The following is a 26573-nucleotide window of genomic DNA, read 5'->3' on the forward strand; positions in this document are numbered from 1 at the left end:
GGTCAGCTCGCGGAGACGCCGGCCCCGCCCAGGACGAGCTCGGCGATGTTCTGCGCGGCCATCGGGCGGGACACCAGCGTGGCCGCGGCGCGCATCAGGGACAGCCTGCCCCCGGGCCCCAGGACCTCCCGAAGCCGCGGCCCCAGGTCGTCGAGGTCCGCGAGCCGGATGCCCGCGCCTGCGGCTTCCAGGAAGTTGCAGTTGCGCTCCTCCTGGCCCGGAATCGGGTCCAGCACCAGCATCGGCAGCCCCTTGGCCAGGCTCTCGGCGGTGGTGAGGCCCCCGGCCTTGCTCACCACCAGGGTGGCGGCGTCCATCAGGCGGTCCACGTCCTTCACGAACCCGCGGATGGCGATGCGCCCGTCGCGCTCCTCGGCCTCCTCGTAGCGCGCCTGGAGCGCGCGGCGCAACCGGGCGTTCCTGCCGCACACCGCGATGCACTGGTAGGCGGGATCGGTGTGCAACACCCGCTCCACCACCTTCTCCAGGTGTCCCATCCCGATCCCCCCCCCCATCACCAGCACCGTGGGCGCCCCGGGATTCAGGCCCAGCCGCAACCGGGCCTCGGAGGCGTCGCCGCGCCGCGCGAAGCGCGGATGGGCGGGAATGCCGGTCACGCGCACGCGATCGCCGCCCACCCCCTGGGCGGCCAGTTCCTCCGCGACGTTTCCCGAGGACACGAAGTAGCAGCTGACTCCCGCGAACACCCAGAAGGGGTGTGCGGTGTAATCCGTGATCGCCACGTACAGCGGCCAGGGGTGGGCATCCGGATCCTTGAGACGCAGGTGCGAGAGCAGGGCCAGGGGCAGGAAGTGCGTGCACAGCACCGCGTCCGGCCGCTCGCGGCGCAGGTAGGCGCGAAGCCGCCGGACGCTCAACTGGTCGAAGGTCAGCCGGGCAGGCGCGGTCCCGCGATCGAATCGCCGGCCGGAGGTCCGGCGGTACAGGAAACCCCACAGGCCCGGGGCCCGGCGCACGATGTTGTTGTACGAAGCGACGTAGGTGCGCCGGAAGATCGGCGTGGAGAACTGCAGCGCGTCCGCCACCAGCAGCTCGGGGGCGGGGTCATGGGCGCCGAGCGCCTCCACGACCGCGAGGGCCGCCTGAGTATGGCCCGCCCCGGCGGAGGCGTGGAGGACGAGGATCTTTCGCGGGGACATGGCGTCGCATTGTCTCACCCCCGGGCAGGGGCGGCAAGCGCCGGTCGGCGCCTACTTCCCTTCCGCGCCCATCTCCCGCAGGGCGCGAATCCGGTGGCGGAGCAGCCCGGCCTCCCGGTTGACCCCGAGGAAGTCGCGCGGTGGAACGTAGTAGGGGTTCGCGACCGGCTCGCCGTCCACCTGGGCCAGGGGATGGGTGTGGAGGACGTCCAGGAGCTGCGCGTGGGGGAACCGCCGGCAGTCGTACTGGCAATTGGCGATGAGTGGAATGGACGGCACCACGTCGTTGAGCCGGGCCTCGTACTCGATCAGCCGTTCCGAGCCGGGGATGCCGCGGCGTGACCACGTCATCTCCCCCGTGGCGCGAAGCGCGGGATACGATTCGGAGCGCGCGCGGTCCACCTCGGCCCGCAGGAGGGCGATCATCCGCTCCGGGTCGAAGGCGCCGTCGCGCACGTACACATCCGAGTGGACGAGGATCGCCAGCTGCCCGGTGGACAGATAGTGCTCGACGGCCACGCCGTCCTCGTCAAGGAGGTGCCGCAACCGGCTTTCCCGGGTGCGATCATCCAGGACGTAGACGACCTTCTGGCCTGCCTCGAGCCCGCGACGGACATAGGGAACCAGCATCGCGCGGAAGTCGCTCTCGGATTCATACAGGCAGCAGAGGTGGTCGCCCGGACCCGGATGACCCGGTGCGCGTTGCGCGGGGGCGTGATCCAAGATCGGTCCTCCAAGGTTTCAGGGTGGCCACCGCGAACGGATGCCGTGCGCCGGGTTGCCGATACGCCACCGCCAAAAATAGTGCCGGCGCATCCGGTCGCGCAAGCTGGTTCTTCACCTGCAAGCGCCCCTGGGCCGGCTCCTGACATCCGCAAGTCCATGGAAACCCGTTCTCTCAGTGCCCGGCACCGCCCTTGCATTGGAGGGGTGAAGTCGGCGGCCTCCGTCGCCGATACTGCGAGCAACGGGGCACGAGCCCCGGCGGCGCCCGGGAAGGCTTCCCTGCCGCGCCCGTGAACGGAACGTTTGATCTTGGGCGAACAACTCGATCCAGGGGTCCCGAACGGCCCGCCGTGTGACGCTCCCTCGTGGAGCTTCCTGACGCGGGCCCGGGGATCACCACCTGAAACGGGCGCTTCCAAGATCGGACTCCTCACGGCGCACCGCGGGGAACCCTTCGCGGGCGTCGCCGTTTCGCGTCGGCACTCAGAACGCGGACCGCCCCGAGCCCGGGAATGCACCGCGAAAGTGCCGCACCCGAAGTTCCTCCCGGTCCTCGTCCAGCGCCACCACGTCGAAGCGCAGGTCGCACAGCCCGTGGCCCGCCATCCAGGCGGCGGCCGCGCGCTCCATTCGCATCCTCTGCTCCCCCCGCACCACCTCGGCGCTCCTCCCCCGGGATCCCGGCCCGCGGTACTTCACCTCCACGAACACGGTGCACGCGCCCTCCAGCATCACCAGGTCCACCTCGGCCTTCCCCGCGCGAAAGCGACGCGCCAGCAGGCGCAGCCCCCTGAGCGCAAGGTAGGCGAGGGCCAGGTCCTCGGCGGCATGCCCAACCTCCAGCCGGTCCATCGGTTCATAGTCTCCGGGGGGAGTATCGGGGGACAGACGGGGTGCGACAGGCGGAGGCTAGGGGACCGACTGGAGCGGGACCGGAAAGAGGGAGAGCTCGAGCGCTTCGCGAACGGGGGCGAAGCTCCGGCGGTGGGCGGCACACGGGCCGAGCGAGCGCAGCGCGCGGAAGTGGTCGGGCGTGGGGTAGCCCTTGTGGCGCTCGAACCCGTAGCCCGGGTGGAACCGGGCCAGGTCGGCCATGATCGCGTCGCGCACCAGCTTGGCGACGATGCTGGCCGCCGACACCGCCGGCACCAGCCCGTCCGCCCTGGGAAACCCGGTCGTGGGGGCGGGCATGCCCGGGCAGGGTTCGCCGTCCGTGACCACCATCGCGGGCTCCCACCCCAGCGCGTTCACCGCGCCGCGCATGGCCAGGAAGCTGGCCTGCCGGATGTTCACGCGGTCGATGCAGGCGGGCGACACGGCGCGCCAGGCGAGAGCCACGGCGGCGGCGGAGATCTCGGCCATGGCGCGCAGTCGCTGCGCGTGGTCCAACCGCTTGGAATCGTCGGCGAGGAGCAGCCGCGCGCGGGGCTTGAGGATCACCGCCGCGGCCACCACCGGACCGGCCAGCGGGCCGCGCCCGGCCTCGTCCACGCCGCACAGGAGCGCGCCCTCCGCGCCGGCCAGCGCGCGCTCCAATGCGTGACGCTCCCCGGGGCCGCCGGCGGCGGCCTGTTCGAGGAGCGTCCGGAGTTTCTGGCTCAGCCCGGCCGTCCGCTGGCGAGGCATCTGCGTTCTCCCGGGCGGCCTGCCGGCCGCCCCGCGGGGGTGGGTCGCCCGGCGGGCCCGGGACTACTCGGCCTTGTCGGCCTTCGGGGCGGACTTCTTCTCGGACGGCCGCTCGGCGGCCACCAGCGACTCCTTCGAGGCCTCCAGGCGGTCGGTCTTCTGCGCGCGCAGGTAGAACAGCTTGGCGCGGCGCACGCGGCCCTTCTTCACCAGCTCGATACGCGACACGCTCGGGCTGTGCATCGGGAAGATGCGCTCCACGCCCACGCCCATGCTGATCTTGCGCACCGAGAACGTGGCCGACAGGCCCGAGCCGCGGCGGTTGATCACGATGCCCTGGAACACCTGCGAGCGCTCCTTCTCGCCCTCGATCACCCGGACGTGCACCTTGATGGTGTCACCCGGGCCGAAGTCCGAGAAAGTCTTCTTCAGGTGGGGGCTCTCCACCGATTTCACGAAGTCCATGACTGGTTCCTCCTCACGAAGCCGCCTCACCCTCGCGGCGGATTTCCGCAAGCAGGCGCTTCTCTTCCTGGGTCAGTGTGCGTGCATCCAGCAGTTCCGGCCGGCGCTCCAGCGTGCGGCGCAGGGCCTCCTTGCGCCGGTGGCGCTCGATCAGGGCGTGATTGCCCGAGAGCAGCACCTCCGGCACCGCCATCCCGCGGTATTCGGCGGGACGGGTGTAGTACGCGCAGTCCAGCAGCCCGTCGTAGAACGAGTCGCCCTCCGCGCTTTCGAAATCGCTCAGCACCCCGGGGAGCAGCCGCGCGACACAGTCCATGATCACGCCGGCCGCCAGTTCCCCGCCGGAGAGCACATAGTCTCCCAGCGAGATCTCCTCGGGATGCCACTGCCGGACCACGCGCTCGTCCACGGCCTTGTAGTGGCCCGCGACGATCGTCAGGTCCGGCCCGCCGGCGTACTCGTGGGCCACCGCCTGGTCGAAGCGCCGCCCCTGCGGGCTGGTCAACACCAGGCGCCCGCGGCGCGACGGCTCGAGGCCCTCCAGGGCCTCGAAGATCGGCTCGGGCTTGAGCACCATGCCCGGGCCGCCGCCGAACGGGGCGTCGTCCACGGTGCGGTGGCGGTCGTGGGTATGATCCCGCAGGTCCACCGCGTGCACCTCGAGCGCCCCGCACTCGCGGGCCACCCGGAGCACCCCGCTCTGCGCGAACGCCGTCACCAGCTCCGGGAAGATGGTCACGACCGTGATGCGCAGCGGCCGGCTACGCGTTTCCGACATCCCGCGGCGCGCCTCCGGGCGTGGGCTCCAGCCCGGGCAGCAGCCGCACGGTCACTCGGCGCGCCTCGAGGTCAATGCCCAGCACCACCTGGTCAATGGCCGGCAGCAGCCACTCGCCGCGCGGGCCCCGGACCACGTAGACGTCGTTGGCCCCGGTGCTCCAGATGTCCTCGAGCCGGCCCAGCGGCGAGCCATCCTCCAGGAACACCCCGAGGCCCAGCATGTCATCGGTGGCGAGCTCGTCCGCGGAGACCTGGATCTCGGCGCGCTCCAGCCACAACTCCGCGCCGCGCAGCCGGTCGCTGTCCTCGCGCCGCGCGAGCTCGGCCAGCCGCAACACCAGGCTGCGCCCGATCTCCTGCGCGCGCTCCAGCGTGAAACGCCGCGGCTCTTCCTCTTCCCGGAACACCCACACGCTGCGCACGCCCTCGGGCAGGGGCCACGCTCCCGGAAGCGCGTCCACCACCACCTGGCCTCGCAAGCCGTGGGAACGGGTCACCGTTCCCAGCCGCAGGTACTCCGGGCCCGGGCTCAACCCTGGATTTCGAGCTGGGCGCGCTCCCCCTTGCGGGACATGTGCGCGCTCAGCACCGCACGCATGGAGCGCGCGGTCTTGCCGTTCTTGCCGATCACCTTGCCCAGGTCGCGGGCGCCGACGCGGAGCTCGTACACCACGCCCTTCTCGCGCTCCTGGCGGGACACGCTCACCTGGGAGGGATCCTCGACCAGGTTGCGCGCCATGAACAGAATCAGTTCGCTGTTCGAATCCATTTCGGATCCCGAAGCCTTTCGCAGAATGTCGCCTTCGCCCGGACCGCTACCGCGGCGTCGCCTGCGGCGGACGGGCGGCCACGCGGGCCAGCCCCAGGCCGAGGCCCAGGAAGATCACGCCCGTGCCTGCAGCCACCGCGAGTCCCACCGGAGCGGCGCCGGAGGCGTGCACCGCCAGCGCGATCCCCGACAGCACCAGGCACAGGGCGTACACCACCAGCGCCGTGGCGCGGTGGTCCTTCAGAAGTCCGTCCAGGCGGTGCGTGGTGTGATCGCGCCCCCCCTGGTAGATCTTGCGGCCCTCGAGCAGCCGCACCGCGGTCACGAACGTGATGTCGAAGACCGGGTACGCCAGGATCAGCAGCGCCGCCACCGTGGCCACCGGATCGGCGGTCCCCGGGAAAGGCACCAGCCCCAGCCTGGCGAAGCCCGCACCGTGCGCGGCGCCGTGCGCGACGCCGTGCGTCGCCCCCAGGGAGAGTCGCGCCAGAGCGGCCCCCACCAGCAGGCTCCCCGTGTCCCCCAGGAAGATGGACGCGGGGCTGAAATTGAAAAGCAGGAACCCGCCACACGCGCCCGCGAGCACCGCCCCCAGGATCGCGCCGAAGGTGTCCCCCATGCGCATCGCCAGCACCGCGAAGCTCAGGCCGGCCACCGCGCCGATGCCGGCCGCGATGCCGTCCATGTTGTCCAGGAAGTTGATGGCGTTCATCAGCGCCACCACCCAGAACAACGTCAGGAACACATCCGCCGGAAACAGCCCGGTGAGGTGCGCGGCGTGCCCCTCGAGCACGAACCAGCCGCCGGCGATCAGCTGGCCGGTGATCTTGCTGCCCGGCCCCAGGCCCACCCGGTCGTCAATCAGCCCCAGGAGCAGGGCGGTGAACAGCCCCAGCGTGGTCCCCGCACCCGGGCGGGGCAGCCCGAGGTTGGCGCCCACCACCATCGCGACCAGCATGCCGATCGCCACGGCCGCCCCTCCCAGGAGCGGGGTGGCCTTCGAATGCACCTTGCGGGCCGCCGGCTTGTCGACGAATCCCAACCGCCATGATAGGGCCCTCACCGCCGGCGTGGATACCGCCGCGCCGATCAGGGCCACGCCGAAAGTCAGGTACATGGGCCACATGGAAGTTCCGAGGATCGATTCGAGACGCAAGCGCACAGGATAGCACGGGTGGGGGACAAGTTCAACCGTTTGGAGAACTTAGGGGATATGGGGAGCGGGGCCCGGCGGTGGCCGGGCCCCGCGGCAGATCTAGCGGACCCGCACCAGCTTCCGGGTCAATTCCTGGCCCCCCGCCCGCAGGCGGGCCCAGTACAGGCCGGAGCCGGCATCGCCGCCTCGCTCGTCCCGGCCGTCCCATTCCAGATTGTGGCGCCCGGAGGAGAAAGTGCCCTCCCAGGAGCGCACCCGGCGGCCGTCCACGCCGAACAGCTCCATCTGGACCAGGCCGGGAGCGGCCAGCTCGAAAGCCAGCAAGGTGTTTTTTGACATTGGATTAGGAGATGCCCCCGCGAATCGGACCCGCGCTCCGGAGCGGGATTCCACGGCCACGGCGGTGGAGGGCCGCAGCAGGAAGGCCCGGGTCTCGCCGCTCCGGATGCCGATGCCCACGATCTCACCCCGGTTGTTGATCCCCCGGGCCTCCACCAGGGTCCAGCCGCTGTCCGGCGGGATGCAGGTATTCAGGTCCACCATGGGGCCCGGCGACGACCACAGGAAGGCGTGCATTTCCCCGCCCACGGTCAGGGAGCTCCCCACGGCCTCGTCCCGGTCGTTCAGCGCGTACGCGGCGCCGAAGGTCCCGCCCAGGGTCCCGAGGTTCTTCTTGCGGCGGATCCAGTCCCACAGGCACGCGGCCTGGGAGGCGTTTCCGGCGGTCTGGGCGCTGCCCGCCACCACGTACTGGCGGCCGAGCGCCTCGCGCACCGCGTAGGCGTAGCTGTTGGAGCCGCCCAGGGTGCCCAGGTCGTAGAGCGCGGTCTTGCGCGGCGGGAGCAGGTAGGCGTGCACGCCACCCGTCACGTAGGAATGGCCCACGATCCAGCCGGAGTCGCTGATCGCGTAGGCGTAGCTGCGGTCCCCGCCCGGCAGGGTGCCCAGGTCCACGATCGTGCCGTCCGGACGGCGCACAAACGCGTGCGTGGTCACGTCGCCGGGGAGCGTGGAATTGCCCACCACCGCGCCGCTGTCGTTGATGCCGTAGGCGTAGCTGACCGTGCCGCCCAGGGTCCCCATGTCCTCGATGCCCAGCCCGTCGCGGCGGAACGCGCGCGGCCGGCTGGAGCCGTCCTGGGCGTAGCCGGCCACCGTGCCGTGGTGGCTGATGGCGTAACCCTCGGCGGAGGGGCCTCCGAGGGAGCCCAGGTCCTCGATGACCAGGTCCCGCCACCGCACGGCGCGGGCCACGGACGGCAGGCCGCCGGAGAGCGACATGCCCGTCACCACGCCGGAATCGTTGATGGCGTAGGCGCGGCTGAGGTTCCCGCCGAGCGTGCCCAGGTTGATCACGTCGAATTGCTGCGCTGCCCCGGGCCCGGCCAGGCCGGCCAGGGCCGCCGTGAGCAGCAGGATTCCGAGTGCGGACTTCACGAAGATGGGGCGAAGCATGGCTGTCCTTTCCGCAGTGAACCGGGGGTACGCACACATATAACGTTTTCACAATTATACAGCCGCCGGGACAGCCGTGCAAGGACTTTGGGGAATCTGTGTAAGTTCTATTTTTGCAGCGAGATACCGACTTGAAGGGAGATGTCGGCGATGGTGAGGCGGAGCAGCTCGTCGAGGGAAACGTGGGGCTCGTAGCCCACATACCGGTGGATCTTCGACAGGTTGGGCACCCGGCGCTCCATGTCCTCGAAGGAGCGGCCGTACACTTCCTCGTAGGGGATGGTCACCACCGGCGCGGTGGAACCGGTGAAGCGCTTGATTCGATCCGCCAGTCCCAGGATGCTGATCTCCTCCTGGGTGCCGATGTTGAAGATCTCGCCGTTGGTGGTGTCGGTGGCCGCCAGAAGCAGCACCCCGCGCACCACGTCGCCCACGTACGAGAAGCAACGTGTCTGCTCGCCGCCGCCATACACCGAGATGGGCTCCCCGCGCAGCGCCGACTCGATGAACCGGGGGATGACCATGCCGTACTCGCCCCGCTGGCGCGGACCGCAGGTGTTGAAGCAGCGCACGATCACCACCGGCAGCTTCTTCTCGTGCCAGTACGAGAAAGCCAGGAATTCGTCCACCGCCTTGCCGGTGGCGTAGCTCCAGCGCGACACCGACGTGGGCCCCAGCACCTGGTCGTCGGTCTCCTTGAGCGGCTCGCCGCTGCCCTTGCCGTACACCTCCGAACTGGAGAACAGGAACACCCGGACGCCGGTCCGGGCCGCCGCCTCGAGCACCACTTCCGCGCCGCGGATGTTGGTGAGCAGCGACTGCAGCGGGCGCTCCACCACGTACTTCACCCCCACCGCCGCGGCCAGGTGGAACACCTGGTCGGCCCGCTCCACGAGCGGGGCCACCGTGAGCGGATCGGTCACGTTTCCTTCGATGAAATGGAACTGCGGGTGGGAGACGTAGGTGGCGAAGTTGGAGCGGCGGCCGGTGGAGAGATCATCCAGCGCCCACACCTCGTCGCCCCTCGAGAGAAGGGCCTCGACCAGGTGGGATCCGATGAAACCCGCTCCTCCCGTGACCAGAATGCGCGTCCGTGGCATGACCACGGTACCATAGCGGGGGGCCAAAACCCCTGTCAAGGGCCAGTCATGCCGGAGGATACGGGGGCCGGTCGGATCAGGCCCCGAGCAGCTCCCGGTAGAGCGCGGCGATGGCCCGAAGCAGTTCGGGCTCGCGGTAGCGCGTGGCGCGCTCGCGGCCCCGTCTGCCGAGGCGGCCCGCCAGGACCGGGTCGCGCAGCAGGCGCAGCAGGGCGGCGGCGAACGCCTCGGGGTCCTCCGGCGGGACCACCAGCCCCGCCTCCTCCTCGCCCAGCAGCTCCCGGACTCCCCCCACGTCCGTGGCCACCACCGGCACGCCGGCGGCCATGGCTTCGATGACCGCCACCGGAAGTCCTTCGTTGCGCGAACTGAGCGCGGACGCGTCGAGGTCGGAGAGGATCGCGCCAAGGTCGCGGCGGAAGCCGGTGAAGTGCACCGCGCCGGATAGGTCGGGCCGGGCGGCACGGCGGCGAAGTGCGGCTTCGCATTCGCCTCCACCCACCAGCGCGAAATGCGCTTCCGGCATTTCCCGGCGCACCCGGGCCGCGGCTTCCAGGAACACCTCGTGGCGCTTGATCTCGGCCAGCCGGGCCACGATGCCCACCAGCGGCACCTCCACCGGCACCCCCAGCTGCGCCCGGAATTCCCCCCGCTTGCGGGGCACGTCAAACAGCGGATCAATCGGCAGGCCCAGCGGGATATGCACCAGCTTCTCCGAGGCCACGATCCGCTCATGCACCATGTCGTCGCGGGTGGCCCGGCTCACCGCGATCATGCGGGTGGTGTGCCGTCCCAGGGCCCGCTCCAGCATCACGATGAAGCGGGTGACCATCGGGTGGAAGTAGCCGTGGAGCAGGTGGCCGTGAAATGTGTGCACCGTGATCGGCACGCCGCACATCCACGCGGCCAGCCTTCCCAGCACGCCCGCCTTGCTGGTGTGCGTGTGCACGATCCGCGGGCGCTCCCGGCGCATCAGGGCCACCAGCGCGGAGAGGGCGCGGACGTCGTTCCACGACCCCATTTTCCGGTGCAGCGCCGGGACCAGGATGGGGTGCACGCCATAGTGGGTCTCGATGTCGGTCATCTCGACCTCGTCGCCGGTGACCGAGCCCTTGACCAGCACCGTCTCGAAGCCGTGCTCGCGCAGGCCCGCGGTGAGCAGGCACACGTGGATGGAAGGGCCGCCGACGTTCATGCGGCTGATGATGCGCATCACCTTCACCGGCGGTTCGCTCATGCGTCTCCCCCGGTTCCGCCTGCGGCGCCGCGGTGTTCCTGGCTCCACAGCTCCAGCATCGCGAGCGCCCAGATCTCCCCGCCGGCGTCGGTGCTGCCGGCCACGTGCGCCTCGAACATCCGGGCGGCCGCGGCGGAGTCGGTGCCCAGCGAGCCGTCGGCCCCGCGCAGCAGCGGCCCCACCCACCGCATCGCGGGCGCGCGCAGCCACTCCGAGACCGGCATGGCGAAGCCGTGCTTCGGGCGGGCCAGCGCCTCGTCTGGCAGGCGCCCGCGCATGGCGCGGCGCATCAGGGCCTTGGGCGTGCCTCCCGCGCGCTTCACGCGCTCGCCCATGGCCTCCGTCCAGGCCAGCCACACCACGTCCAGGAACGGCACCCGCGACTCCAGCGAGACCGCCATGGTGGCGCGGTCTTCCTTGACCAGCAGGTCGTCGGGCAGGTACAGGCGGTGATCGCACGCAGGGCCGAACGCAAGGTCGAAGGGGCGGTCTTCCAGCCCTGCGGCGCGGAGCAGGGTCTCGCCGATGGCGACGGCCTCGGATTCCTGCCCATGGAACAGGGGCGTCCATGCGCCCGGGGCCACGGCGGTGGCTCCGAGGTAAGCCGCGGGCGGATCGGATACCGCGCGAGCCGAGAGCAGTTTGCCCAACCGGACCAGCTTCTCGCCGGCCGCGCTGCGCCGGGACGGCTTCAGGCCGCCCACGCCCCGGGCCAGCAGCGCCGCGGCGCCGCGGGGCAGGAAGCGCACGGCGCGCAGCAGCCCGGGCAGGGCGTAGCGCTCGTAACCAGAAAGCGTCTCGTCGCCGCCCGTGCCGGAGAGCGCGACCTTCACATGCTCCCGGGCCAGTCGCGCCACCTGCAGCGTGGCGTACGCGGACGAATCGGCGAACGGCTCGTCGAAGGCCCGTGCCAGCTCGCGCATGGCGGCCTCGTCGGGCGCTTCCAGGGCGGCGTCGTGGTGCTGCATGCCGAAGCCTGCCGCCAGGCGCGCCGCCTGGGGCCGCTCGTCGAGGTGCCCGCCCCCGGGGGGCCCCACGGTGAATGCGTGGGCCCGCACGCCCAATTCGTGCAGCGTGGCCGCCAGCGCGCCGGAGTCCAGGCCCCCGGACAGGAACAGCCCCACCGGCACGTCGCTGCGCAGGTGGCGCTCCACCGCGGCCCGCAGCCGGGTGGGAAGTTCACGCTCGAGATCGCCGGAGTCGGTGTGCCCCGAACCGGTGCGCACGGAACCGGCGCGCCCCGGGTCACCGGGCGGGCCGGCGCCCGCGCCCGGCCGGGACGCTTCGAACGGGGAATAGGCCCGCGCGAAGCGCACCTGGCGCCGGCCCCCGGCGCCGAAGACGCACGCGGTGCCCGGTTCCAGCCGCACCGCGCCGCGCAGCGCGCTGCCGGCACCGGTCACAAAGCCGAACAGAGCGAAGCGCCGGAGGGCCTCCGGATCGGGCTCCCACGCCAGCAGACCCGCCGCCACCAGCGCGGAAAGCTCGGAGGCGAAGGCCACGCCGTCCGCGCCCGACACCAGGTACAGCGGCTTGATGCCCGAGCGGTCCCGCGCCAGCACCAGCTCCCCGGTGCGTCCGTCGAAGAGGGCCGCGGCGAACATGCCCTCCAGGCGCGCGAGGCCCGCCACGCCCTCGCGGCGGTACAGCCGCCCGATCACCTCGGTGTCCGAGCGGGTGCGGAACACCTCGCCGGCACGCTCCAGTTCGGCGCGGAGCTCCAGGAAGTTGTAGATTTCCCCGTTCTGGCACACGGTCACACTCTCGCCCGCAGCCATGGGCTGGTGACCGCCCTCGATGTCGATGATGGAAAGCCGGCGCGCTCCCAGCAGCACCCCCGGCCCCCGGAAGATCCCTTCGTCGTCGGGCCCGCGGTGGTGCAGCCGCGCGAGCATCGACCGCAGCGCGCGCTCGTCCGGCGCGCCGCCTCGACGGTAGATGCCGGCGATGCCGCACATCAGCGGGCCGCCGCCATGAGCGTGCGGTAGAACGTGACCATCTCCTCCACCTCGCGCTCCAGGCGGAAATGCCTCTGCGCGTGCGCCGCGGCCGCCGCACCCATGCGCGCGCGACGCTCCGCGTCCCACAGCAGGGCGATGAGAGCGTCGGCCATGGGGCGCGCCTCGAACACCGGCACCAGCACGCCGGTCTCGCCGTCCACCACCAGCTCGGGCACGCCTCCCACCGCGGTGGCCACCACCGGGCGCGCCGCGAACGCGGCCTCGTACAGGGTGTTGGGCGTGCTCTCCTCGCTCGACGCCAGCGCCACCACGTCGCAGGCCGCGTACAGGTCGGCGATATCCCGCCGCGAGCCCAGGAAGTCCACCGAGGCCGCGATCCCCAGCCGTGCGGCCAGGCGCCGGCAGGGCTCCAGCATGGGGCCCTGGCCCGCCAGCAGCAGCCGCGCCCCGGGCACGCCCAGCGCCACCTGCTGGAACGCGTGGATCAGCTCGCGGTGCTGCTTGTAGACGATCAGGTTGGCCACGCACAGCACCACCGGCTCCTCGCCCAGGCCCAGTCGGGCGCGGGCCACGTCGCGCGGCGGGCACACCAGCGGCTCGATGCTGTTGCGCACCAGGTGGACGGGGACGGAGCGGCCAAAACGCTCCCAGGTCGCCTGGCGCGCGGCCTCCGAGCCGGTGACCACGGCGTCGGCCTTCGCCCACTGCGTGCTCTCGATCAGGTTGTGCACGGACGCGCGCCAGCGGTCGATGCCGTGGATGGAGATCACGATGCGCCTGCGGATGCCTCTGTGGAAACCGGGGACCCCCGGCGTGCCGCCCGGCGCGCCCTCCCGGCCGAACATGCGCACCAGGAGATTCGCGGCGTACAGGTACCCGTGCAGGATGTCCGGATTGGTGGCCCGGATCCAGTCGCGCAGCCCGAGCAGCCGCGGCAGGTCCATGGGGCCGGCTGCTCCCAGGGCCGTCACCGGCACTCCCGCGGCCTCGAAGTCCGCGATCAGCGGGCCACGCCCCGAGAGCACGCACAGGTGCGGCTCGAACTCCGGCCGCGGGTAGCGGCGCAACAGCCGCAGCAGGGAAAGCTCGGTGCCGCCGATGTTGGCGTTGACCATCACCACGCCCAGCCGGATGCGGCTCATGCTCCCCCCTGCCCGCGCCCCGCGGCACGCGCGGCCACCGCCTCGTGAAACCAGTCCGCCAGGGTGCGTGCCAGCACGGAAGCCTCGCAGTCCCGGGGGGCTTCGGGCGCCGGCAGGGCCGCGGGCAGCGCCCGCAGCCGCTCCAGGGCCCGGCACACACCCGCGACGTCGCCCCGGTCCGCGCGGACGAAGAACGGTGCGCGCCCGAGGATACGCGTGGCCTCCACCTCGCGCGCCACCGCCAGCACCGGCCGGGCGGCACGCAGGTACTCGAACACCTTGCAGGCCACGTTGATGTCGCCCTCGGGCGGCTCGCCCCCCAGGTACAGCAAGGCGTCCGCCCCCAGCATCATCCGCAGCGCCTCCCGGTGCGGTGTGAAGCCGCGGTCCACGACGATTCCCTCGAGTCCATGGCGACGCACCGCGGCGTCGAACTGTTCCCGGTTCTCCTCGTCCTTTGCGCCCGCGAACACCACCCGCATGCCTTCCCGCTGCCCGGGGTTCGATTCCAGGTAGGCGCCCAGGCCGTCGAGGAACGGCCCGGCGGAGCGGTCGCGGTACAGGTTGCCGATGTGCACCAGGGTCCAGCGATCGAAGACCTCGGGCCCCAGGCCTGCGAAGTCCAGCTCGTCGTAACCCGCGGGCAGCGAGCGGAAGCGCTCCGCGGGAAGTTCCGGGAACCGCTCCCGCCAGCGGTCGCGGAGGCGGTCGGTGGTTCCCAGCACGAGGTCGCACTCGCGAAGGACCGAGCGTTCCATTCGCGGCTCCAGCAGCCGCCGGGTGAACGCGGACGGCGGCGGGAACCAGTTGTCCATCCACGGGTCCCCGAACTGGGCCGCCCACGGCAGGCCCGTGCTGCGGCGCAGCCTCCGGCCCGCCAGGTGCACGCTGTGCGGCTGCGACAGGGTGAAGAGCCCGTCGAAGGCCCGGGCGCGGTGCAGCCGCAGCCCCTCGGCGGCGGCGGCCCGGGAGAAACCCACGTATTCGTCGGGGACGAACAGGGTGTCGCGCAGCCAGCGGAGACCGCGACGGAGCGGACTGGAGTGGGACACCCCGGGGGACGAGGAGTAGGAGCCGCCTCGCACGCTCCGCAGCGCCGGGTGCGCCGAGGGCAGGAAGGCCCGGACCCGGCGCACCTCCACCGAGTCGGGGACCAGGCCCGCGAGCGACTCGTCCACCATCGGAAACACCCCCGCCTCGGGCGCGATCACCGTGAGTTGTACCCCGAAGTCCGGCAGGTGACGCACCCAGCGCACCGCTCGGAGCGCCGAAGGGCCGCCGCAGGGCGGGAAGTAGTAGGCGATCATCAGGACGCGCAGCGTGGCGCTCACCGGCCCATGCCCCCTCCCTGCGTCCCCGGCGCGACGGGCAGGCTCTCCGGCCGCAGGCCCCCCGGCAGCAGCGCGCGCCACTCCTCCGGCGTCCACAGACGCAGCGCCGTGCCCAGCACCGCGTAGGCCACCGCGCCGACGGCAAGCGCGGGCCACAGCGACAGGCCCCGCCCGAACCAGAGCACCCCGGCCAGCCCGGCGCAGGCGAGGACCGGCGGCCCCAGCGGGGCCACCAGGTCGGCCACCCGCAGGTCACGCAACACGAACACCCCCTGCAGGAGGAACAGGAACACCTCGGTGAGCAGCGTGGCCCAGGCGGCCCCCGTGATGCCCATGCGCGGAATCCAGGCCAGGTTGAGCGCGGCGTTGGCCACGATCGCCGCGGCCACGGCCACCGCCGGCAGGCGCGGCCGGCCCACGATCAGCGTGCTGCGCACCACGGTGTTGGCGAAGTAGAGCGGCAGGGTCCACACCAGCACCTGCGCCGCCGGGACCGACTCCGCGAAGCCGGCCCCGAACAGCAGCCGCACCGCTTCGTCCGTCCGAAACGCGGCCATCAGCGCCAGCGGGCAGCCGAGCGAGAAGGAGAGCGCCATGGCGCGACGGAAGAGCTTCCTGAGGCTCTCGAGGGACTCGCTGCGCGCGGCGGCCGCGGCCGGCAGGTAGGCCAGCGAGAGGCTCCCGGGGAGGAACACGAACATCTCGAAGAGCCGGTACGCGGCGCCGTACAGTCCCACCTCGCGCTCGGTGCGCAGCCAGCGCAGCAGGAGCACGTCCTGGCGGAAGTAGATGCTCCCGAAGACCCCCAGGAGCACCAGCGGCAGGGCCTGCCGGAGCACCGCAGAGGAATCGCGCAGCTCGAACCTCTGCGGCCAGCGGATCCCGGCCCGGCGCGCCAGGGCCACGGCCGCCAGCGCCGCGGCCAGCGCCCCCACCGACCAGGCGGCGGCCACGCCGACGAGCCGGAAACCCAGCAGCAGCGCGCCGGCGCCGAGCAGGGCCGAGCCCGCCCGCTCCAGGAAGTTGAGCCCGGCCTCGTAGCCCATGCGCTGCCGCGCGCGGAACACCGCGCGGAACAGCTCGCCCAGCATTCCCATCGCCAGCGAGGCTCCGAAGACGAGCACCAGCCACGGGGAAGCCTGGCGGTGCAGGAGACAGGCGGCGGGCACGAGCAGGGCGATCCCGGCACCCAGCAGCGCCAGGCGCAGCGGCAGGTAGCGGTCGAGCAGTTCCTGGGCCGCGCCCGGCCGCGCGGCGGCCTCGCGCGTGTAGAGCGTGCCCAGCGCGAAGTTGAACAGGTACAGGAACAGGCTGACGAAGGTGAACGCGTACGTCCAGCTGCCCAGCCCCTCGGCCCCGGCACGGCGCGCCAGGAGCATGAAGAAGGCGAGCGAGAAGACCTTGATCGCCAGCTCGGAGGCCACCAGCTGGCCCAGGCTCCGGAGCACGCGCGGCGCGCCGCTCACCGGATCTCCCGGGGCAACTCCGGCTCGGGACGCGCGAGCGCGTCCAGCGTGCCCAGCATGACGCCCAGCCACAGGCTCACGTGGAAGATGTTCAGGAACCAGCTGCTGAGCGACTTGCCGGTGAGCGCCACCACGGTGGCCAGAAGTCCGGCGAGCAGGACGGTGCGGTCGTCCAACCGCTCGGCGCGCACCGCCCGGGCGGCGCGCCAGAGGAAGCGCACGAAGAAGTTGAGGTACAGCCCCAGGCCCAGCAGTCCCCACTTGGCCGCGATGTAGAAGAACGAGTTGTGGGTGTAGGAGGAGCTCACCCAGCCCATCCCGGGCATGAAGTAGTGGAACAACGTGCCCGGGCCGGCACCCAGGACCGGGTTGGAAAGGAACGCCCTCCACACGGTCTGGTATTCCACGAAGCGGTGCAGCAGGGCGATGTCCCGGGTGCCCCCGGTCTCCTTGCCGCGCGCCACGATGCCCTGCACCACCGGCACCCCCTGCCACTCGAGCACCTTTACCACCAGCACCGAGGCCACTCCCACCCAGAAAGCCACCGGGAGGAGGCGGCCGGGCCGGCGGCCCATGACCACCAGGCCCAGGACCAGCAGGCCCGCCAGCGTGCCGAGCCACGCACCCCTCGAGTAGGTGAGCACCGTGGCGGTGCCCGAAAGCACCAGCTGCGCGGCCGCGAAGGCCCGCAGGCTCCGCGAGCGGCTCAGCGTCAACACCGCCACCCCGAAGCACACCATGGGCGCGTACACCCCCTCGCTGCCGCCGGTAAGGCGGGCGAAGCCCAGGTTGATCTCGTAGAACTTGGCCTGCTCGTTGTGCAGCGAGTGGAAGATCCCGTAGGCCGAACCGAAGGCGCTGCTCACGAGCAGCGTCCAGATGAGCGAGCGCATCCGTGCCGGCGAGACCAGCATGGCGGGAATCACCAGCGCCACCGCGTAGTGGCCGAAGGGGCGCCAGTCCGCCAGCACCTCGCGCGGTTCGAGCCCGCGGAGGAGCGCGAAGCCGCACATCAGGTAGCAGTAGACCAGCCACAGCAGCAGCGGGCGGGAGAGTCGCGCCGCCCCCCCCCACGACACGCCGAGCACACGGGACAGGCCGAGTCCGAGGGCGGTGGCCAGGCCGACCGCGTCCGGTGGATAGATGGAGAATCCCAGCGCCGTGAGCCGGTACGCCATCATGGCGTCGGCGTGCATGGCCAGGGAGACCGCCACGCAGGTAAGCACCCCCCACCAGGGGCGCAGGGCCGAGAGCACCAGGATCGCCGCGCCCAGCGCGGCGAGGGGACCGATGGGAGTGGCCAGGGCCAGGGCCACCGTGGCGGCGCCGCCCAGGGCGGCGGCCCACAGGGTCCCGGGACCCGGCGCTTCGCGGTGCTGCGCGGTGAGGCTCATGGGGAATGCGGGCGGGCCGGAGGCCCCGGCCCTAGGCCCGGTCGGGGGCGGGACGCGAGACGCGACGGTCCCGGTACAGCGCCCACAGCGTGCTCTCGAGCAGCCCCAGCACCGCGGCGGTGGCGACGATCAGGCTGCGGCGCGGGCGGCTCTTCTTGTCGGGGGCTTCGGCGCGATCCAGCACCTGCACCGTCGGGGTGTCCTTGTGCTCGCGCACCTTGGCCTCCTCGTACTGGGCGGTGAGGAGCGCGAACACCTGGTCCTGGATCTTCACCGAACGCAGCAGCCGCTCCACCACGGTGCCGGTCTGCGGCAGCAGCTTGAGCTCGCGGTCGAGGGCCGCCAGCTCGGCCCGGGCGCGGCGAACTTCCTCGCTGCCCTCGGCCTGGGTCTGCAGCAGGGTCTCGAGACGCACCTGCAGGGCGATGCGCTGGGCCATGACCGAGGCCCCGGTGGCCAGGGCCTGCGAGTTGGCCAGCGCCGGGCCGTGACGCATCACGTAGCCGCGCAGCGAGTCCTCCGCCTGCCGCAGCTCGAAGGTGGTCTGCTCCAGCCGGCGCTCGATGAACAGGCGCGTGCTCTTGCCCGCGGTCATGCGGATCTCGCGGTTGAAGCGGTCCAGCTCCTCGACCATGAAGTTGGTGATCTCGGCGGCGCGCTTCGGCGAGCGGTCCTCCACCGAGACGAACACCACGCCCTCCTTGGTGGTCCCCACGGAGAGGTGGTCCTTGAACCTCTCCATCGCCTGGCTCTCGCGCTTCACCTTGTACGCGCGCACCAGGTCGAAGCGCGCCACCGCCGCGTGCGCCAGGGTGCGGCTGCTGAAGATGGCGCTGAAGATGTCCTCGGGGCTGCTGGTGCGGGGCATCCGGCCCGCAGCCAGGTCCCCGGTGCGAAGCAGGTTGGTGAAGCTCATGGCCAGGTCGGACTCCCCCGTGGGGGGCAGCAGCGTGGCCGTGGCGCGGTACCACTTGGGCATGAGCAGGCTGACCACGGCGGCGGCGGCGACCACCACCAGCCAGTTGACCAGCCAGGGACGGAACTGCCGGCGCACCGCGGTCACCAGCAGCGGCCACCAGTCGGATGGGAACAGGCTGCCTCCCGCAGGGCCGTTGGTCATGGCGTCGTCGAGGTGGAAGTGCCGCGCGTGGCCTCGCGGATCACGAGCAGGATGGTCGCCAGTTGCGCCATCACCGTGATCAGGTCCTTGCCCGCGGACCAGAAGCTGGTGCGGTCCTTCGCGGGCACCCACACCACGTCGCCCGGCTTGAGACTCGACACGTTGTCCGCGGGCACCATCTGTTGCGTCGCGCCCAGCGTCACCCACACGCGGCCGCGGTCGGCGGACTCGGTGAAGCCCCCGGCGGACTCCACGTAGCTGCGGAGGTCCGAACCTGCCAGGTAGTGCACCAGGCCGGGCCGGACCACCTCCCCCTGCACCAGGACCGAGGTGGCCCGCTGGGGCACGGACACGATGTCGCCCTGGCGCAGGGCGGGGTCGGCCGCCGACCCGGGCGCGGCCAGGGCGGCGCGCAGGTCGAGCGAGATCTGCGCGCGCGCACGGGCGCGCATCTTGGTGTACTCACGCTCGAAGCCCTTGAGGTCCTGGCCGCGCAGGAGCCAGCTGACGTAGGCCGTGTCCGGGGGCGGGTTCTCGGTGGGCCGCAGGATGTTCACGCGCTGGGAATCGGCATCCCGGCCGAGCCCGCCCGCCTGCGCCAGGATCTCGGAGAATCGCGTCCTGCCATCCTCGATGGGGTAACCGCCCGGGCGCAGCACCGCCCCCAGGACGTCCACCGTGGCGGCCTCGTGGTAGTGGGCCCGCACGTCCACGAAGACGCGGTCCCCGTCCTTGAGGGGAACGCGGCTCAGGAGCGGTGCCGACGCGCCGCCCACGCTGAGGGTCTCCGAGTTGAAGGCGTCCCGGAAGCGCAGGATGCGCGCCCGGGTGGTGTCCGCGGCCGGCACGTAGCCGCCGGCCAGCTGCACCAGCCTCCCCAGCAGGTCGTCCGGGCGCAGCTCGTAGGCCCCGGGCAGCGCGATGCCGCCGCCCAGGTACACCACGGAGCGGACCGGCTCGGCCACCAGCACGTCGCCGTCCTCGAGATAGGGATTCTGGGACAGGTCTCCGAGTCGCTGGAACGCCATCAGGTCCAGCGCGGATTCCCGGCCCGCGCGGCGCAGGGTCAACCCGCGGCGCAGGCTGCCCGGGTAGCCGCCCGCCAGCGTAAGCGCGTCCCAGGCGCGGGAGGGGCCGGCCAGCGTCACCGGGCCCGGCCGGACCACGTCGCCGGCGACCACCACCTTGAAGCTGCGCGGCCGGGTGAGCATCACGTCCACTGGCGCACGGTTGAAGTAGGGCTTCAGCCGGCTCGACAGCTCCGCCCGCACCTGGGCCAGGGAAGACCCGGCCACCCTGACCACCCCCAGGTTGGGGACGCGAAGGGTTCCCTCGGGGCTCACCGTAAGCGTGTGGGTCCACTCGGACATGCCGCCCGCGCTGAGCGTGAGCACGTCGCCGGGGCCCAGCCGGTAGGCGGCGGGGTCCACCGCGCCGTCCATCGGCACCGGGGCGGGGGCGGAACGGTCCACGCCCCGCTCGAGCGCCATGCCCGCGGGCAGCTGTGGGAGATCCGCCGCGAGCGCGGTCCGGGGCAGGCACGGGACGAGGGAGATGAGGACCAGGCAGCGGGCGAGGTGGCGCATCGGGATGGACAGCCTCCGGCGAAGGGGCCGCGGCGCAACTGCCCCGGCACGAAAGTGTGATTCTACCACCTCGGGCCTCCGGGCGCAATTCGTTCGAGGGCGTAATCTCTTGAGGCCATGTAGCTTAGGCTGCGCCTCACACCAGCCGCTCGAGCAGCTCCGCGATCCGGTCCGAGGCCCGGCCGTCCCACAGCTTGGGGATGCGGCCCGGCTTGGTGCGCCCGGTCAGCACCTTCTTCCACTCCTCGCGCAGCTTCGCCGGGTCGGTGCCCACCAGCACGTTGGTGCCCTCGGTCACGGTCACGGGCCGCTCGGTGTTCTCCCGCAGCGTCACGCACGGAACGCCCAGCACGGTGGTCTCCTCCTGGATGCCGCCCGAATCCGTCAGGGCGACGCGCGCGTCCTTGACCAGCTTGAGGAAATCCAGGTAGCCAAGCGGATCCAGGAAACGCAGGCCGGAGCCTTCGGGAGGGGCCCAGCGGTCCTTGAGCCGTGCCAGCGTGCGCGGGTGCGTCGGGAACAGGATGGGCATGTCCTTGGAGAGCGCGCTCAGCAGCTCCAGCAGCGGCACCAGCACCCCTTCGTCGTCCACGTTGGAGGGGCGGTGCAGCGTGAGCACCGCGTAGCCGCGCTTCTTGAGGCCGAGGCGCGGCAGGACCGTGGACTGGTCCGCGGGGGCGAGGTGCTCCTTGAGGGTGTCGATCATGACGTTGCCCACGAAGTGGATCCGCCTGGGGTCCACGCCCTCGCGCAGCAGGTTGGGCCCGGCGTCCTCGCAACTGGTGAACAGCCAGTCGGAGAGCTGGTCGGTCAGCAGGCGGTTGATCTCCTCGGGCATGCCCCGGTCGCCGCTGCGCAGCCCGGCCTCCACGTGCCCCACGCGCACCCCCAGCTTGGAGCACACCAGCGCGCAGGCGACGGTGGAGTTCACGTCCCCCACCACCAGCACGGCGCGCGGCCGGCGTTCCAGCACCACCGTCTCGAACTCGGTCATGATCCGGGCGGTCTGGCGGGCGTGGGTGTCGGAGCCCACGCCCAGGAACACGTCGGGCCGCGGCAGGCCCAGCTCCTGGAAGAACACCTCGGACATCATGGGATCGTAGTGCTGGCCGGTGTGCACCAGCGCGGCGGGCAGGCGGCCGCGGCGCTGCAGGGCGTGCATCAGCGGGGCGACCTTCATGAAATTGGGCCGCGCGCCCGCGACGAGGAGGATCTCTCCGGTGGCCGAGGAGGCGGACACTACTTCAGCACCCCGTAGCGGGCCAGGTACTCGCGTTTGAACTCGCCGGACTTGATGGGCCCCCACCACTCCGGGTGCTCCCTGTACCAGCACACCGTCTCGGCCAGCCCCTGCTCGAAGCTGCGCTTCGGCTTCCAGCCGAACCGCGCGCGGATCTTTCCGGTGTCCACCGCGTAGCGGCGGTCGTGGCCGGGGCGGTCCTTCACGTGGCGCACCAGGTCCGCGGGCTTGCCCAGGACCTCGAGGATGCGCGCGGTGATGCCCAGCACGTCGTACTCGTTCCCGGCGCCCACGTTGAACGTCTCGCCCTCCACGTCGTCCCCGCCCAGCACGGAAAGCAGCGCCTCGCAGTGGTCCTCGACGTGCATCCAGTCGCGGGTGTTTCTCCCGCTCCCGTATACCGGCAGCGGCTGGTCCTCGAGCGCGTTGGTGACGAACAGCGGGATCAGCTTCTCCGGGTACTGGTGCGAGCCGTAGTTGTTGCTGGCGCGGGTCACCACCACCGGGGTGTCGTAGGTGGCGAAGTAGGAGAACGCCAGGCGGTCGGCGCCGGCCTTGCTGGCGGCGTACGGGTTGCGCGGCATGAGCGGCGCCTCTTCCGGGGCCTCGCCCTCCAGCACCTCGCCGTACACCTCGTCGGTGGACACCTGCAGGAAGCGCTTCAGGCCGTGCCGGCGGGCGGCCTCCAGCAGCACGTAGGTGCCGTACATGTCGGTAAGCACGAACTGGCCGGGGTCGTCGATGCTCTTGTCCACGAAGCTCTCGGCGGCGAAGTTGGCCACCGCGTCGTGCTGCGCCAGCAGCCCGTCCACCACCCTAGGGTCGCAGATGTCGCCCTTCACGAAGGCGTAGCGGGGATCGCTCTCCACCCCGGCCAGGTTGGCCAGGTTGCCCGCGTAGGTGAGCTTGTCCAGCACCGTGATCCGGATCCCGGGGTGGCGCGCCAGCGCCATCTTCACGAAGTGGCTGCCGATGAAGCCCGCGCCGCCGGTCACCACCAGGCGCGCGGAGCCCAGGTCCAGCCTAGCCATCGTGGCGCTCCCACTTGTACGGGATGTCGTTGTCGTGCGGATGCACGCGAAACTCGTCGGGCTCCGCGTAGACGTAGTGCTCGGTGGGCACGTTGACCAGGTACGCCGGCTCGGTGCCGATCCCCTTCATGCCGTGCAACACCAAGTTTGGGATCACCAGCAGGATGGGGTTCTGCTCGCCCAGGAAGAACTCGTTCACCTCGCCGCGGGTCTTGGAGCCCTCGCGCCCGTCGTAGAGCACCACCTTCATCATGCCCTTCACGCAGGTGAAGTGATCGGTCTGCTTCCTGTGGTAGTGCCAGCCTTTGACCACGCCGGGATAGGCCACGGTGAGGTACACCTGGCCGAACTTCTGGAAGAACTCGTCGTCGTCCCGGAGCATCTCCATCAGGAAGCCGCGCTCGTCCGGGATCACCTTCAGCTTCTTGATCTTCACGCCCTCGATCATCTACGCCTCTCCCCGGCCCACGCCCTGGTACCGGAACCCGATCTCCCGGACCGTGCGCGGGTCGTAGATGTTGCGGCAGTCCACGATCGCGGGACGCCGCATGATCCGCTTGAGCTTCCCGAGGTCCAGCTCCCGGAACTGGTTCCACTCGGTCACCACCACCAGCACGTCCGCGCCGCGGGCGGCGGTGTAGGCATCCGGGCAGTACGTCAGGCCGGGCAGCTCCTGCTGCGCCCCGGGCATCGCGATGGGGTCATAGGCCTTCACCTTGATGCCCGCGCGCAGCAGCCAGCGGCCGAAATCCATCCCCACCGACTCGCGCAGGTCGTCGGTGTTGGGCTTGAAGGCGAGGCCCAGCAGCGCCACGGTCTTGCCGCGCGGGGAGCCCAGGCCCGCGAGGATCTTGTCGTACACGAAGCGGCGCTGGTCGCGGTTCACCTTCATCACCGCGCCGGTCAGGGGCGTGGGGGCCCCGAACTGCTTCGAGAAGTGAAGCAGGCTGGCGCAGTCCTTGGGGAAGCACGAGCCGCCGAAGCCCGGGCCGGCGTGCAGGAACTTCGAGCCGATGCGCTTGTCCAGGCCCACCGCCTTGGCCACCACGTTCACGTCCACGTGCGGCCCGATGGCCTCGCACACGCGGGACATCTCGTTGATGAAGGAGATCTTGGTGGCCAGCGCGTTGTTGGCCGCATACTTGATCAGCTCCGAGGTCTCGAGGTTGGTGAGCACCATCGGGGTTTCGATCAGGTACAGCGGGCGGTACAGGCCGGCCACGGCCTTGAGCGCCTTCTGCGAATCCGCGCCGATCACGATGCGGTCCGTGTGCATGAAGGTGTCCACCGCCGCGCCCTCGCGCAGGAACTCGGGATTGCTCACCACGTCGAAGCGGGCCTTCGAGCCGCGCTTGAGGTGCTGCCGCACCAGCTCGGCGAGCTTCCGCCCGGTGCCCGGGGGCACGGTGCTCTTCTGCACGATCACCTTGTAGCCGGTGAGGTGCGGGGCGATCTGCTTCGCCACGGTGAACACGAAGCCCAGGTCGGTGGCCCCGCTGCGGCCCTGCGGCGTGCCCACCGCGATGAACACGAAGTCGGTCTCGCGCACCGCGCGGCCCAGGTCGCCGGTGAAGCTCAGCCGGCCCTGGCGCACGTTCTTGGCCACCAGTTCCTCCATGCCCGGCTCGTAGAAGGGCATGTGCAGGCGGCGGAGCTGGTCGAGCCGCTCCGGGTTGGAGTCCACGCAGGTCACCTGGTGCCCGAAATCGGCGAAGCAGGCCCCGGTCACCAGTCCCACGTAGCCCGTGCCGATCACGCAGATCTTCGACATTCCGTTCCTCGATTCGTTCGCCGGCCGGTTGGGCCGGCCGGCCCTACCTCCGCCACCACTCCAGCAGCCCGTCCAGCGCCTCGGTCACGTCGTGCCTCGGGGCCCAGCCCAGCCGGGCCAGGCGGCCGGCGTCCCCGACCATGAAGTTCAGGTCCTGCGCGCGCAGCCGGGAGGGGTCGGTGTGCACCACCAGCGGCACGCGCGCGTGCGCCACCATGTGGTCCAGCAGGTCGCGCATCCGGCGCCCGGTGCCCGAGGCGATATTCACCGTCGAGCCGGGCTCCGGGCGTTCCAGCAGCACCCGGTAGGCCTCCACCACGTCGCGCACATCGAGATAGTCGCGCACCACGTCGAGGTTTCCCACCTGCAGCGTTCCGGGCCGGCCTTCACGCTCCGCGGCGGCGATCTGGCGCGCGAAGCTGCTCAGCGCGAACCGATCGTCCTGGCCGGGACCGGTGTGACTGAACGGGCGCACCGTCACCACCGGGATCCCGAAGGCGGTCCGGTACGCTTCGCCCACGGCCTCGGCGGCCAGCTTGCTCGCGCCGTAGGGGCTCACCACCGCCGGCGGCGAGTCCTCGGACACCGGCCGGTCCGAGGCCTGCGGGCCGTATACCTCGCTGCTGCTGACCAGCAGCGTGCGCGGCCGCGCCCCCGCCTGGCGCAGGCCCTCGAGAAGTCCCAGCGCGGAGCCCAGGTTGTTGCGGAACGTCCCCTCGGGGTCGCGGAAGGAGGCGGCGGCCGAGCTCTGGCCCGCCAGGTGCAGCACCGCCCCCGGCGGGTGCGCGCGGGCCGCGGCCGTCACGCGCGCGGTGTCTCCCAGGTCGAGCGACACGTACCGGGAGGGGTCGAGCCACCCGGGGCCGGCCGGCTCGAGGCCGAAGCCGACGACGTCGTGTCCGTCCGCGCGCAGGGCCGGGATCAGGTGGCGCGCCACGAAGCCGGACGCGCCCGTCACCCAGGTTCGCACGCGGCTACCTTTCCCTCCAGTACTGCAGCAGGTCGCGCAGGGTCTGCTCGAAGGGGATCTCGGGGACCCAGCCGGTCTCGCGCTTGAACTTGTCGTAGTCGCACAGCAGGATGGGCACGTCCGAAGGACGCATGCGCTTCGGGTCGGGCTTCACCTCGATCACCTTGTCCGTCATGGACAGGATCATCTTGAGCATGTCCCCGATCACCCAGCAGCGATTCGACCCGATGTTGTACACCTCGCCCGGCTTGCCCTTCTCCAGCGCCAGCCAGTAGGCGCGCACCACGTCGCGCACGTCGGTGAAGTCGCGCTTGGCCTCCAGGTTGCCCACGTGCAGCACCGGCGGGCGCCTGCCCTTCTCGATCTCCGCCACCTGCTTGCAGAAGTTCGAGGTGACGAACACGGAGCCGCGGCGCGGCCCCTCGTGGTTGAAGGCGCGCGTGCGCACCACGTCCAGCCCGTAGGAGCGGAAGTACTGGTAGCCGAGCATGTCCTGGGCCACCTTGCTCACCGCGTAGGGCGAGAGCGGCCGGAGCGGGTTGGTCTCCCGGATCGGCACCTCGTCGGCGTGAACGTCCCCGTACTCCTCGCTGGATCCCGCGACGAGCACGCGTGTCTTCAGCCCCAGCCTGCGGATCGCCTCGAACAGGTGCAGCTGGCCGATCACGTTGGTGCTGAGCGTCTCCTCCGGCTGGTGCCACGACGCCGGCACGTAGCTCTGGGCCGCCAGGTGGTAGACCTGGTCGGGCTTCACCTCCGCGATGATCTCGTGCACCGAGGTGGCATCCCGGATGTCGCAGTCGTGCAACGTGAGCCCGGTGGTGATGTGGTCGATGTTCTCGGTCCGGCTCCGCCAGCGGTGGATCCCGTGGACCTCGGCCTTGGGCTGGGTCCGGGCGATGTACTCCACCAGGTGGCTGCCAACGAACCCCGTGACGCCGGTGATCAGAACGCGCATCCAAGCTCCTTGACTCGAGTCATTTCCAGCGGAATAACCGGCTTACGGTAAGGCAATCCCGGCGCAAGGTCAACGCCGCCTCCGGGCACGCGAAGAGGGCGCGTCCAGGCTCGGACGCGCCCTCCGGCG

Annotated in this window: 25 protein-coding genes and 1 other RNA gene; 1 reads left to right on the forward strand and 25 read right to left on the reverse strand. The window is 71.3% G+C overall.

The genetic code is table 11. The features are described 5' to 3' along the window. Window positions 1-2: 2 nt before the first annotated feature. Both HZB25_11890 and HZB25_11895 read right to left on the reverse strand, forming a co-directional pair. Entirely contained in the window at window positions 3-1160 is a 1158-nt protein-coding gene (locus tag HZB25_11890) for a galactosyldiacylglycerol synthase (GenBank protein MBI5837936.1), read from the reverse strand. 51 nt (window positions 1161-1211) lie between these two features. Beyond that, window positions 1212-1883 carry an MEDS domain-containing protein gene (locus HZB25_11895; protein MBI5837937.1) on the reverse strand — a complete coding sequence of 224 codons (672 nt, stop codon included), beginning with the start codon at window positions 1881-1883 and terminating at the stop codon, window positions 1212-1214. A gap of 276 nt (window positions 1884-2159) precedes the next feature. On the opposite strand from HZB25_11895, the gene ssrS reads away from it, so the two are divergent. Then, window positions 2160-2339, forward strand: a non-coding RNA gene (ssrS, locus tag HZB25_11900) — 6S RNA. Window positions 2340-2369: 30 nt separating this feature from the next. Here the strand turns inward: ssrS and HZB25_11905 are convergent. The 23 genes from HZB25_11905 to HZB25_12015 form a co-directional block, all read right to left on the reverse strand. Then, window positions 2370-2738, reverse strand: a complete 369-nt coding sequence (locus HZB25_11905; GenBank protein MBI5837938.1) for a YraN family protein — start codon at window positions 2736-2738, stop codon at window positions 2370-2372. A gap of 57 nt (window positions 2739-2795) precedes the next feature. After that, complete coding sequence (locus HZB25_11910; protein ID MBI5837939.1) at window positions 2796-3512, reverse strand: ribonuclease HII; 717 nt, start codon at window positions 3510-3512, stop codon at window positions 2796-2798. Window positions 3513-3575: 63 nt separating this feature from the next. Continuing rightward, entirely contained in the window at window positions 3576-3977 is a 402-nt protein-coding gene (gene rplS, locus HZB25_11915) for a 50S ribosomal protein L19 (GenBank protein ID MBI5837940.1), read from the reverse strand. 13 nt (window positions 3978-3990) lie between these two features. Continuing rightward, window positions 3991-4731: a tRNA (guanosine(37)-N1)-methyltransferase TrmD gene (gene trmD / locus HZB25_11920; GenBank protein MBI5837941.1), complete on the reverse strand. Its 741-nt coding sequence runs from the start codon at window positions 4729-4731 to the stop codon at window positions 3991-3993. 7 nt (window positions 4732-4738) lie between these two features. Further along, window positions 4739-5290: a 16S rRNA processing protein RimM gene (gene rimM, locus HZB25_11925; GenBank protein MBI5837942.1), complete on the reverse strand. Its 552-nt coding sequence runs from the start codon at window positions 5288-5290 to the stop codon at window positions 4739-4741. Next, window positions 5287-5526 (reverse strand): KH domain-containing protein, encoded by a 240-nt coding sequence (locus tag HZB25_11930; GenBank protein ID MBI5837943.1) that lies wholly within the window; start codon window positions 5524-5526, stop codon window positions 5287-5289. The genes rimM and HZB25_11930 overlap by 4 nt, the downstream gene beginning before the upstream one ends. A gap of 46 nt (window positions 5527-5572) precedes the next feature. Next, window positions 5573-6652 carry an undecaprenyl/decaprenyl-phosphate alpha-N-acetylglucosaminyl 1-phosphate transferase gene (locus HZB25_11935; GenBank protein MBI5837944.1) on the reverse strand — a complete coding sequence of 360 codons (1080 nt, stop codon included), beginning with the start codon at window positions 6650-6652 and terminating at the stop codon, window positions 5573-5575. A gap of 129 nt (window positions 6653-6781) precedes the next feature. Continuing rightward, entirely contained in the window at window positions 6782-8137 is a 1356-nt protein-coding gene (locus HZB25_11940) for a T9SS type A sorting domain-containing protein (protein ID MBI5837945.1), read from the reverse strand. A gap of 107 nt (window positions 8138-8244) precedes the next feature. After that, entirely contained in the window at window positions 8245-9237 is a 993-nt protein-coding gene (locus HZB25_11945; protein MBI5837946.1) for a GDP-mannose 4,6-dehydratase, read from the reverse strand. 76 nt (window positions 9238-9313) lie between these two features. Further along, window positions 9314-10474 (reverse strand): glycosyltransferase, encoded by a 1161-nt coding sequence (locus tag HZB25_11950; protein MBI5837947.1) that lies wholly within the window; start codon window positions 10472-10474, stop codon window positions 9314-9316. Beyond that, the gene (asnB, locus tag HZB25_11955; GenBank protein ID MBI5837948.1) at window positions 10471-12432 is read right to left on the reverse strand and encodes an asparagine synthase (glutamine-hydrolyzing); all 1962 of its coding nucleotides are present in this window, start codon (window positions 12430-12432) and stop codon (window positions 10471-10473) included. The genes HZB25_11950 and asnB overlap by 4 nt, the downstream gene beginning before the upstream one ends. Then, the gene (locus HZB25_11960; GenBank protein ID MBI5837949.1) at window positions 12432-13577 is read right to left on the reverse strand and encodes a glycosyltransferase; all 1146 of its coding nucleotides are present in this window, start codon (window positions 13575-13577) and stop codon (window positions 12432-12434) included. Before HZB25_11960 ends, asnB begins: the two co-directional genes overlap by 1 nt. Beyond that, on the reverse strand, window positions 13574-14908 hold the full coding sequence (locus HZB25_11965) for a hypothetical protein (GenBank protein MBI5837950.1): 1335 nt from the start codon (window positions 14906-14908) through the stop codon (window positions 13574-13576). The genes HZB25_11960 and HZB25_11965 overlap by 4 nt, the downstream gene beginning before the upstream one ends. Continuing rightward, window positions 14905-16374, reverse strand: a complete 1470-nt coding sequence (locus tag HZB25_11970; GenBank protein MBI5837951.1) for a flippase — start codon at window positions 16372-16374, stop codon at window positions 14905-14907. Before HZB25_11970 ends, HZB25_11965 begins: the two co-directional genes overlap by 4 nt. Beyond that, window positions 16371-17768 carry an O-antigen ligase family protein gene (locus HZB25_11975; GenBank protein ID MBI5837952.1) on the reverse strand — a complete coding sequence of 466 codons (1398 nt, stop codon included), beginning with the start codon at window positions 17766-17768 and terminating at the stop codon, window positions 16371-16373. Before HZB25_11975 ends, HZB25_11970 begins: the two co-directional genes overlap by 4 nt. Before the next feature lie 31 nt (window positions 17769-17799). Continuing rightward, window positions 17800-18888, reverse strand: a complete 1089-nt coding sequence (locus HZB25_11980) for a hypothetical protein (GenBank protein MBI5837953.1) — start codon at window positions 18886-18888, stop codon at window positions 17800-17802. Next, a complete protein-coding gene (locus HZB25_11985) occupies window positions 18885-20474 on the reverse strand; it encodes an SLBB domain-containing protein (GenBank protein ID MBI5837954.1) in 1590 nt (529 codons plus the stop codon). Before HZB25_11985 ends, HZB25_11980 begins: the two co-directional genes overlap by 4 nt. 136 nt (window positions 20475-20610) lie before the next feature. Further along, entirely contained in the window at window positions 20611-21654 is a 1044-nt protein-coding gene (gene wecB, locus HZB25_11990) for a UDP-N-acetylglucosamine 2-epimerase (non-hydrolyzing) (GenBank protein MBI5837955.1), read from the reverse strand. Between the two features lie 59 nt (window positions 21655-21713). Beyond that, complete coding sequence (gene rfbB / locus HZB25_11995) at window positions 21714-22745, reverse strand: dTDP-glucose 4,6-dehydratase (protein MBI5837956.1); 1032 nt, start codon at window positions 22743-22745, stop codon at window positions 21714-21716. Then, on the reverse strand, window positions 22738-23193 hold the full coding sequence (locus HZB25_12000; GenBank protein ID MBI5837957.1) for a dTDP-4-dehydrorhamnose 3,5-epimerase family protein: 456 nt from the start codon (window positions 23191-23193) through the stop codon (window positions 22738-22740). The genes rfbB and HZB25_12000 overlap by 8 nt, the downstream gene beginning before the upstream one ends. Next, complete coding sequence (locus HZB25_12005) at window positions 23194-24516, reverse strand: UDP-glucose/GDP-mannose dehydrogenase family protein (GenBank protein ID MBI5837958.1); 1323 nt, start codon at window positions 24514-24516, stop codon at window positions 23194-23196. A 43-nt stretch (window positions 24517-24559) separates the two neighbouring features. Then, window positions 24560-25486, reverse strand: coding sequence for a GDP-mannose 4,6-dehydratase (locus tag HZB25_12010; protein MBI5837959.1), 927 nt, complete (start codon window positions 25484-25486; stop codon window positions 24560-24562). 4 nt (window positions 25487-25490) lie between these two features. Beyond that, entirely contained in the window at window positions 25491-26444 is a 954-nt protein-coding gene (locus HZB25_12015; GenBank protein MBI5837960.1) for a GDP-mannose 4,6-dehydratase, read from the reverse strand. Between the last annotated feature and the right edge of the window lie 129 nt (window positions 26445-26573).

It is taken from the genome of Candidatus Eisenbacteria bacterium (genome assembly GCA_016235265.1).
Classification (GTDB): Bacteria; Eisenbacteria; RBG-16-71-46; order RBG-16-71-46; family JACRLI01; genus JACRLI01.

What these genes read in the sequence shown, in the direction of transcription:
- HZB25_11890 (MBI5837936.1), bottom strand. Translation starts at nt 1,160, where the DNA reads ATGTCCCCGCGAAAGATCCTCGTCCTCCACGCCTCCGCCGGGGCGGGC.
- HZB25_11905 (MBI5837938.1), bottom strand. Translation starts at nt 2,738, where the DNA reads ATGGACCGGCTGGAGGTTGGGCATGCCGCCGAGGACCTGGCCCTCGCC.
- HZB25_11910 (MBI5837939.1), bottom strand. Translation starts at nt 3,512, where the DNA reads ATGCCTCGCCAGCGGACGGCCGGGCTGAGCCAGAAACTCCGGACGCTC.
- rplS (MBI5837940.1), bottom strand. Translation starts at nt 3,977, where the DNA reads ATGGACTTCGTGAAATCGGTGGAGAGCCCCCACCTGAAGAAGACTTTC.
- HZB25_11930 (MBI5837943.1), bottom strand. Translation starts at nt 5,526, where the DNA reads ATGGATTCGAACAGCGAACTGATTCTGTTCATGGCGCGCAACCTGGTC.
- HZB25_11935 (MBI5837944.1), bottom strand. Translation starts at nt 6,652, where the DNA reads ATGTGGCCCATGTACCTGACTTTCGGCGTGGCCCTGATCGGCGCGGCG.
- HZB25_11940 (MBI5837945.1), bottom strand. Translation starts at nt 8,137, where the DNA reads ATGCTTCGCCCCATCTTCGTGAAGTCCGCACTCGGAATCCTGCTGCTC.
- HZB25_11945 (MBI5837946.1), bottom strand. Translation starts at nt 9,237, where the DNA reads ATGCCACGGACGCGCATTCTGGTCACGGGAGGAGCGGGTTTCATCGGA.
- HZB25_11950 (MBI5837947.1), bottom strand. Translation starts at nt 10,474, where the DNA reads ATGAGCGAACCGCCGGTGAAGGTGATGCGCATCATCAGCCGCATGAAC.
- asnB (MBI5837948.1), bottom strand. Translation starts at nt 12,432, where the DNA reads ATGTGCGGCATCGCCGGCATCTACCGTCGAGGCGGCGCGCCGGACGAG.
- HZB25_11960 (MBI5837949.1), bottom strand. Translation starts at nt 13,577, where the DNA reads ATGAGCCGCATCCGGCTGGGCGTGGTGATGGTCAACGCCAACATCGGC.
- HZB25_11975 (MBI5837952.1), bottom strand. Translation starts at nt 17,768, where the DNA reads ATGAGCCTCACCGCGCAGCACCGCGAAGCGCCGGGTCCCGGGACCCTG.
- HZB25_11980 (MBI5837953.1), bottom strand. Translation starts at nt 18,888, where the DNA reads ATGACCAACGGCCCTGCGGGAGGCAGCCTGTTCCCATCCGACTGGTGG.
- HZB25_11985 (MBI5837954.1), bottom strand. Translation starts at nt 20,474, where the DNA reads ATGCGCCACCTCGCCCGCTGCCTGGTCCTCATCTCCCTCGTCCCGTGC.
- wecB (MBI5837955.1), bottom strand. Translation starts at nt 21,654, where the DNA reads ATGAAGGTCGCCCCGCTGATGCACGCCCTGCAGCGCCGCGGCCGCCTG.
- rfbB (MBI5837956.1), bottom strand. Translation starts at nt 22,745, where the DNA reads ATGGCTAGGCTGGACCTGGGCTCCGCGCGCCTGGTGGTGACCGGCGGC.
- HZB25_12000 (MBI5837957.1), bottom strand. Translation starts at nt 23,193, where the DNA reads ATGATCGAGGGCGTGAAGATCAAGAAGCTGAAGGTGATCCCGGACGAG.
- HZB25_12005 (MBI5837958.1), bottom strand. Translation starts at nt 24,516, where the DNA reads ATGTCGAAGATCTGCGTGATCGGCACGGGCTACGTGGGACTGGTGACC.
- HZB25_12015 (MBI5837960.1), bottom strand. Translation starts at nt 26,444, where the DNA reads ATGCGCGTTCTGATCACCGGCGTCACGGGGTTCGTTGGCAGCCACCTG.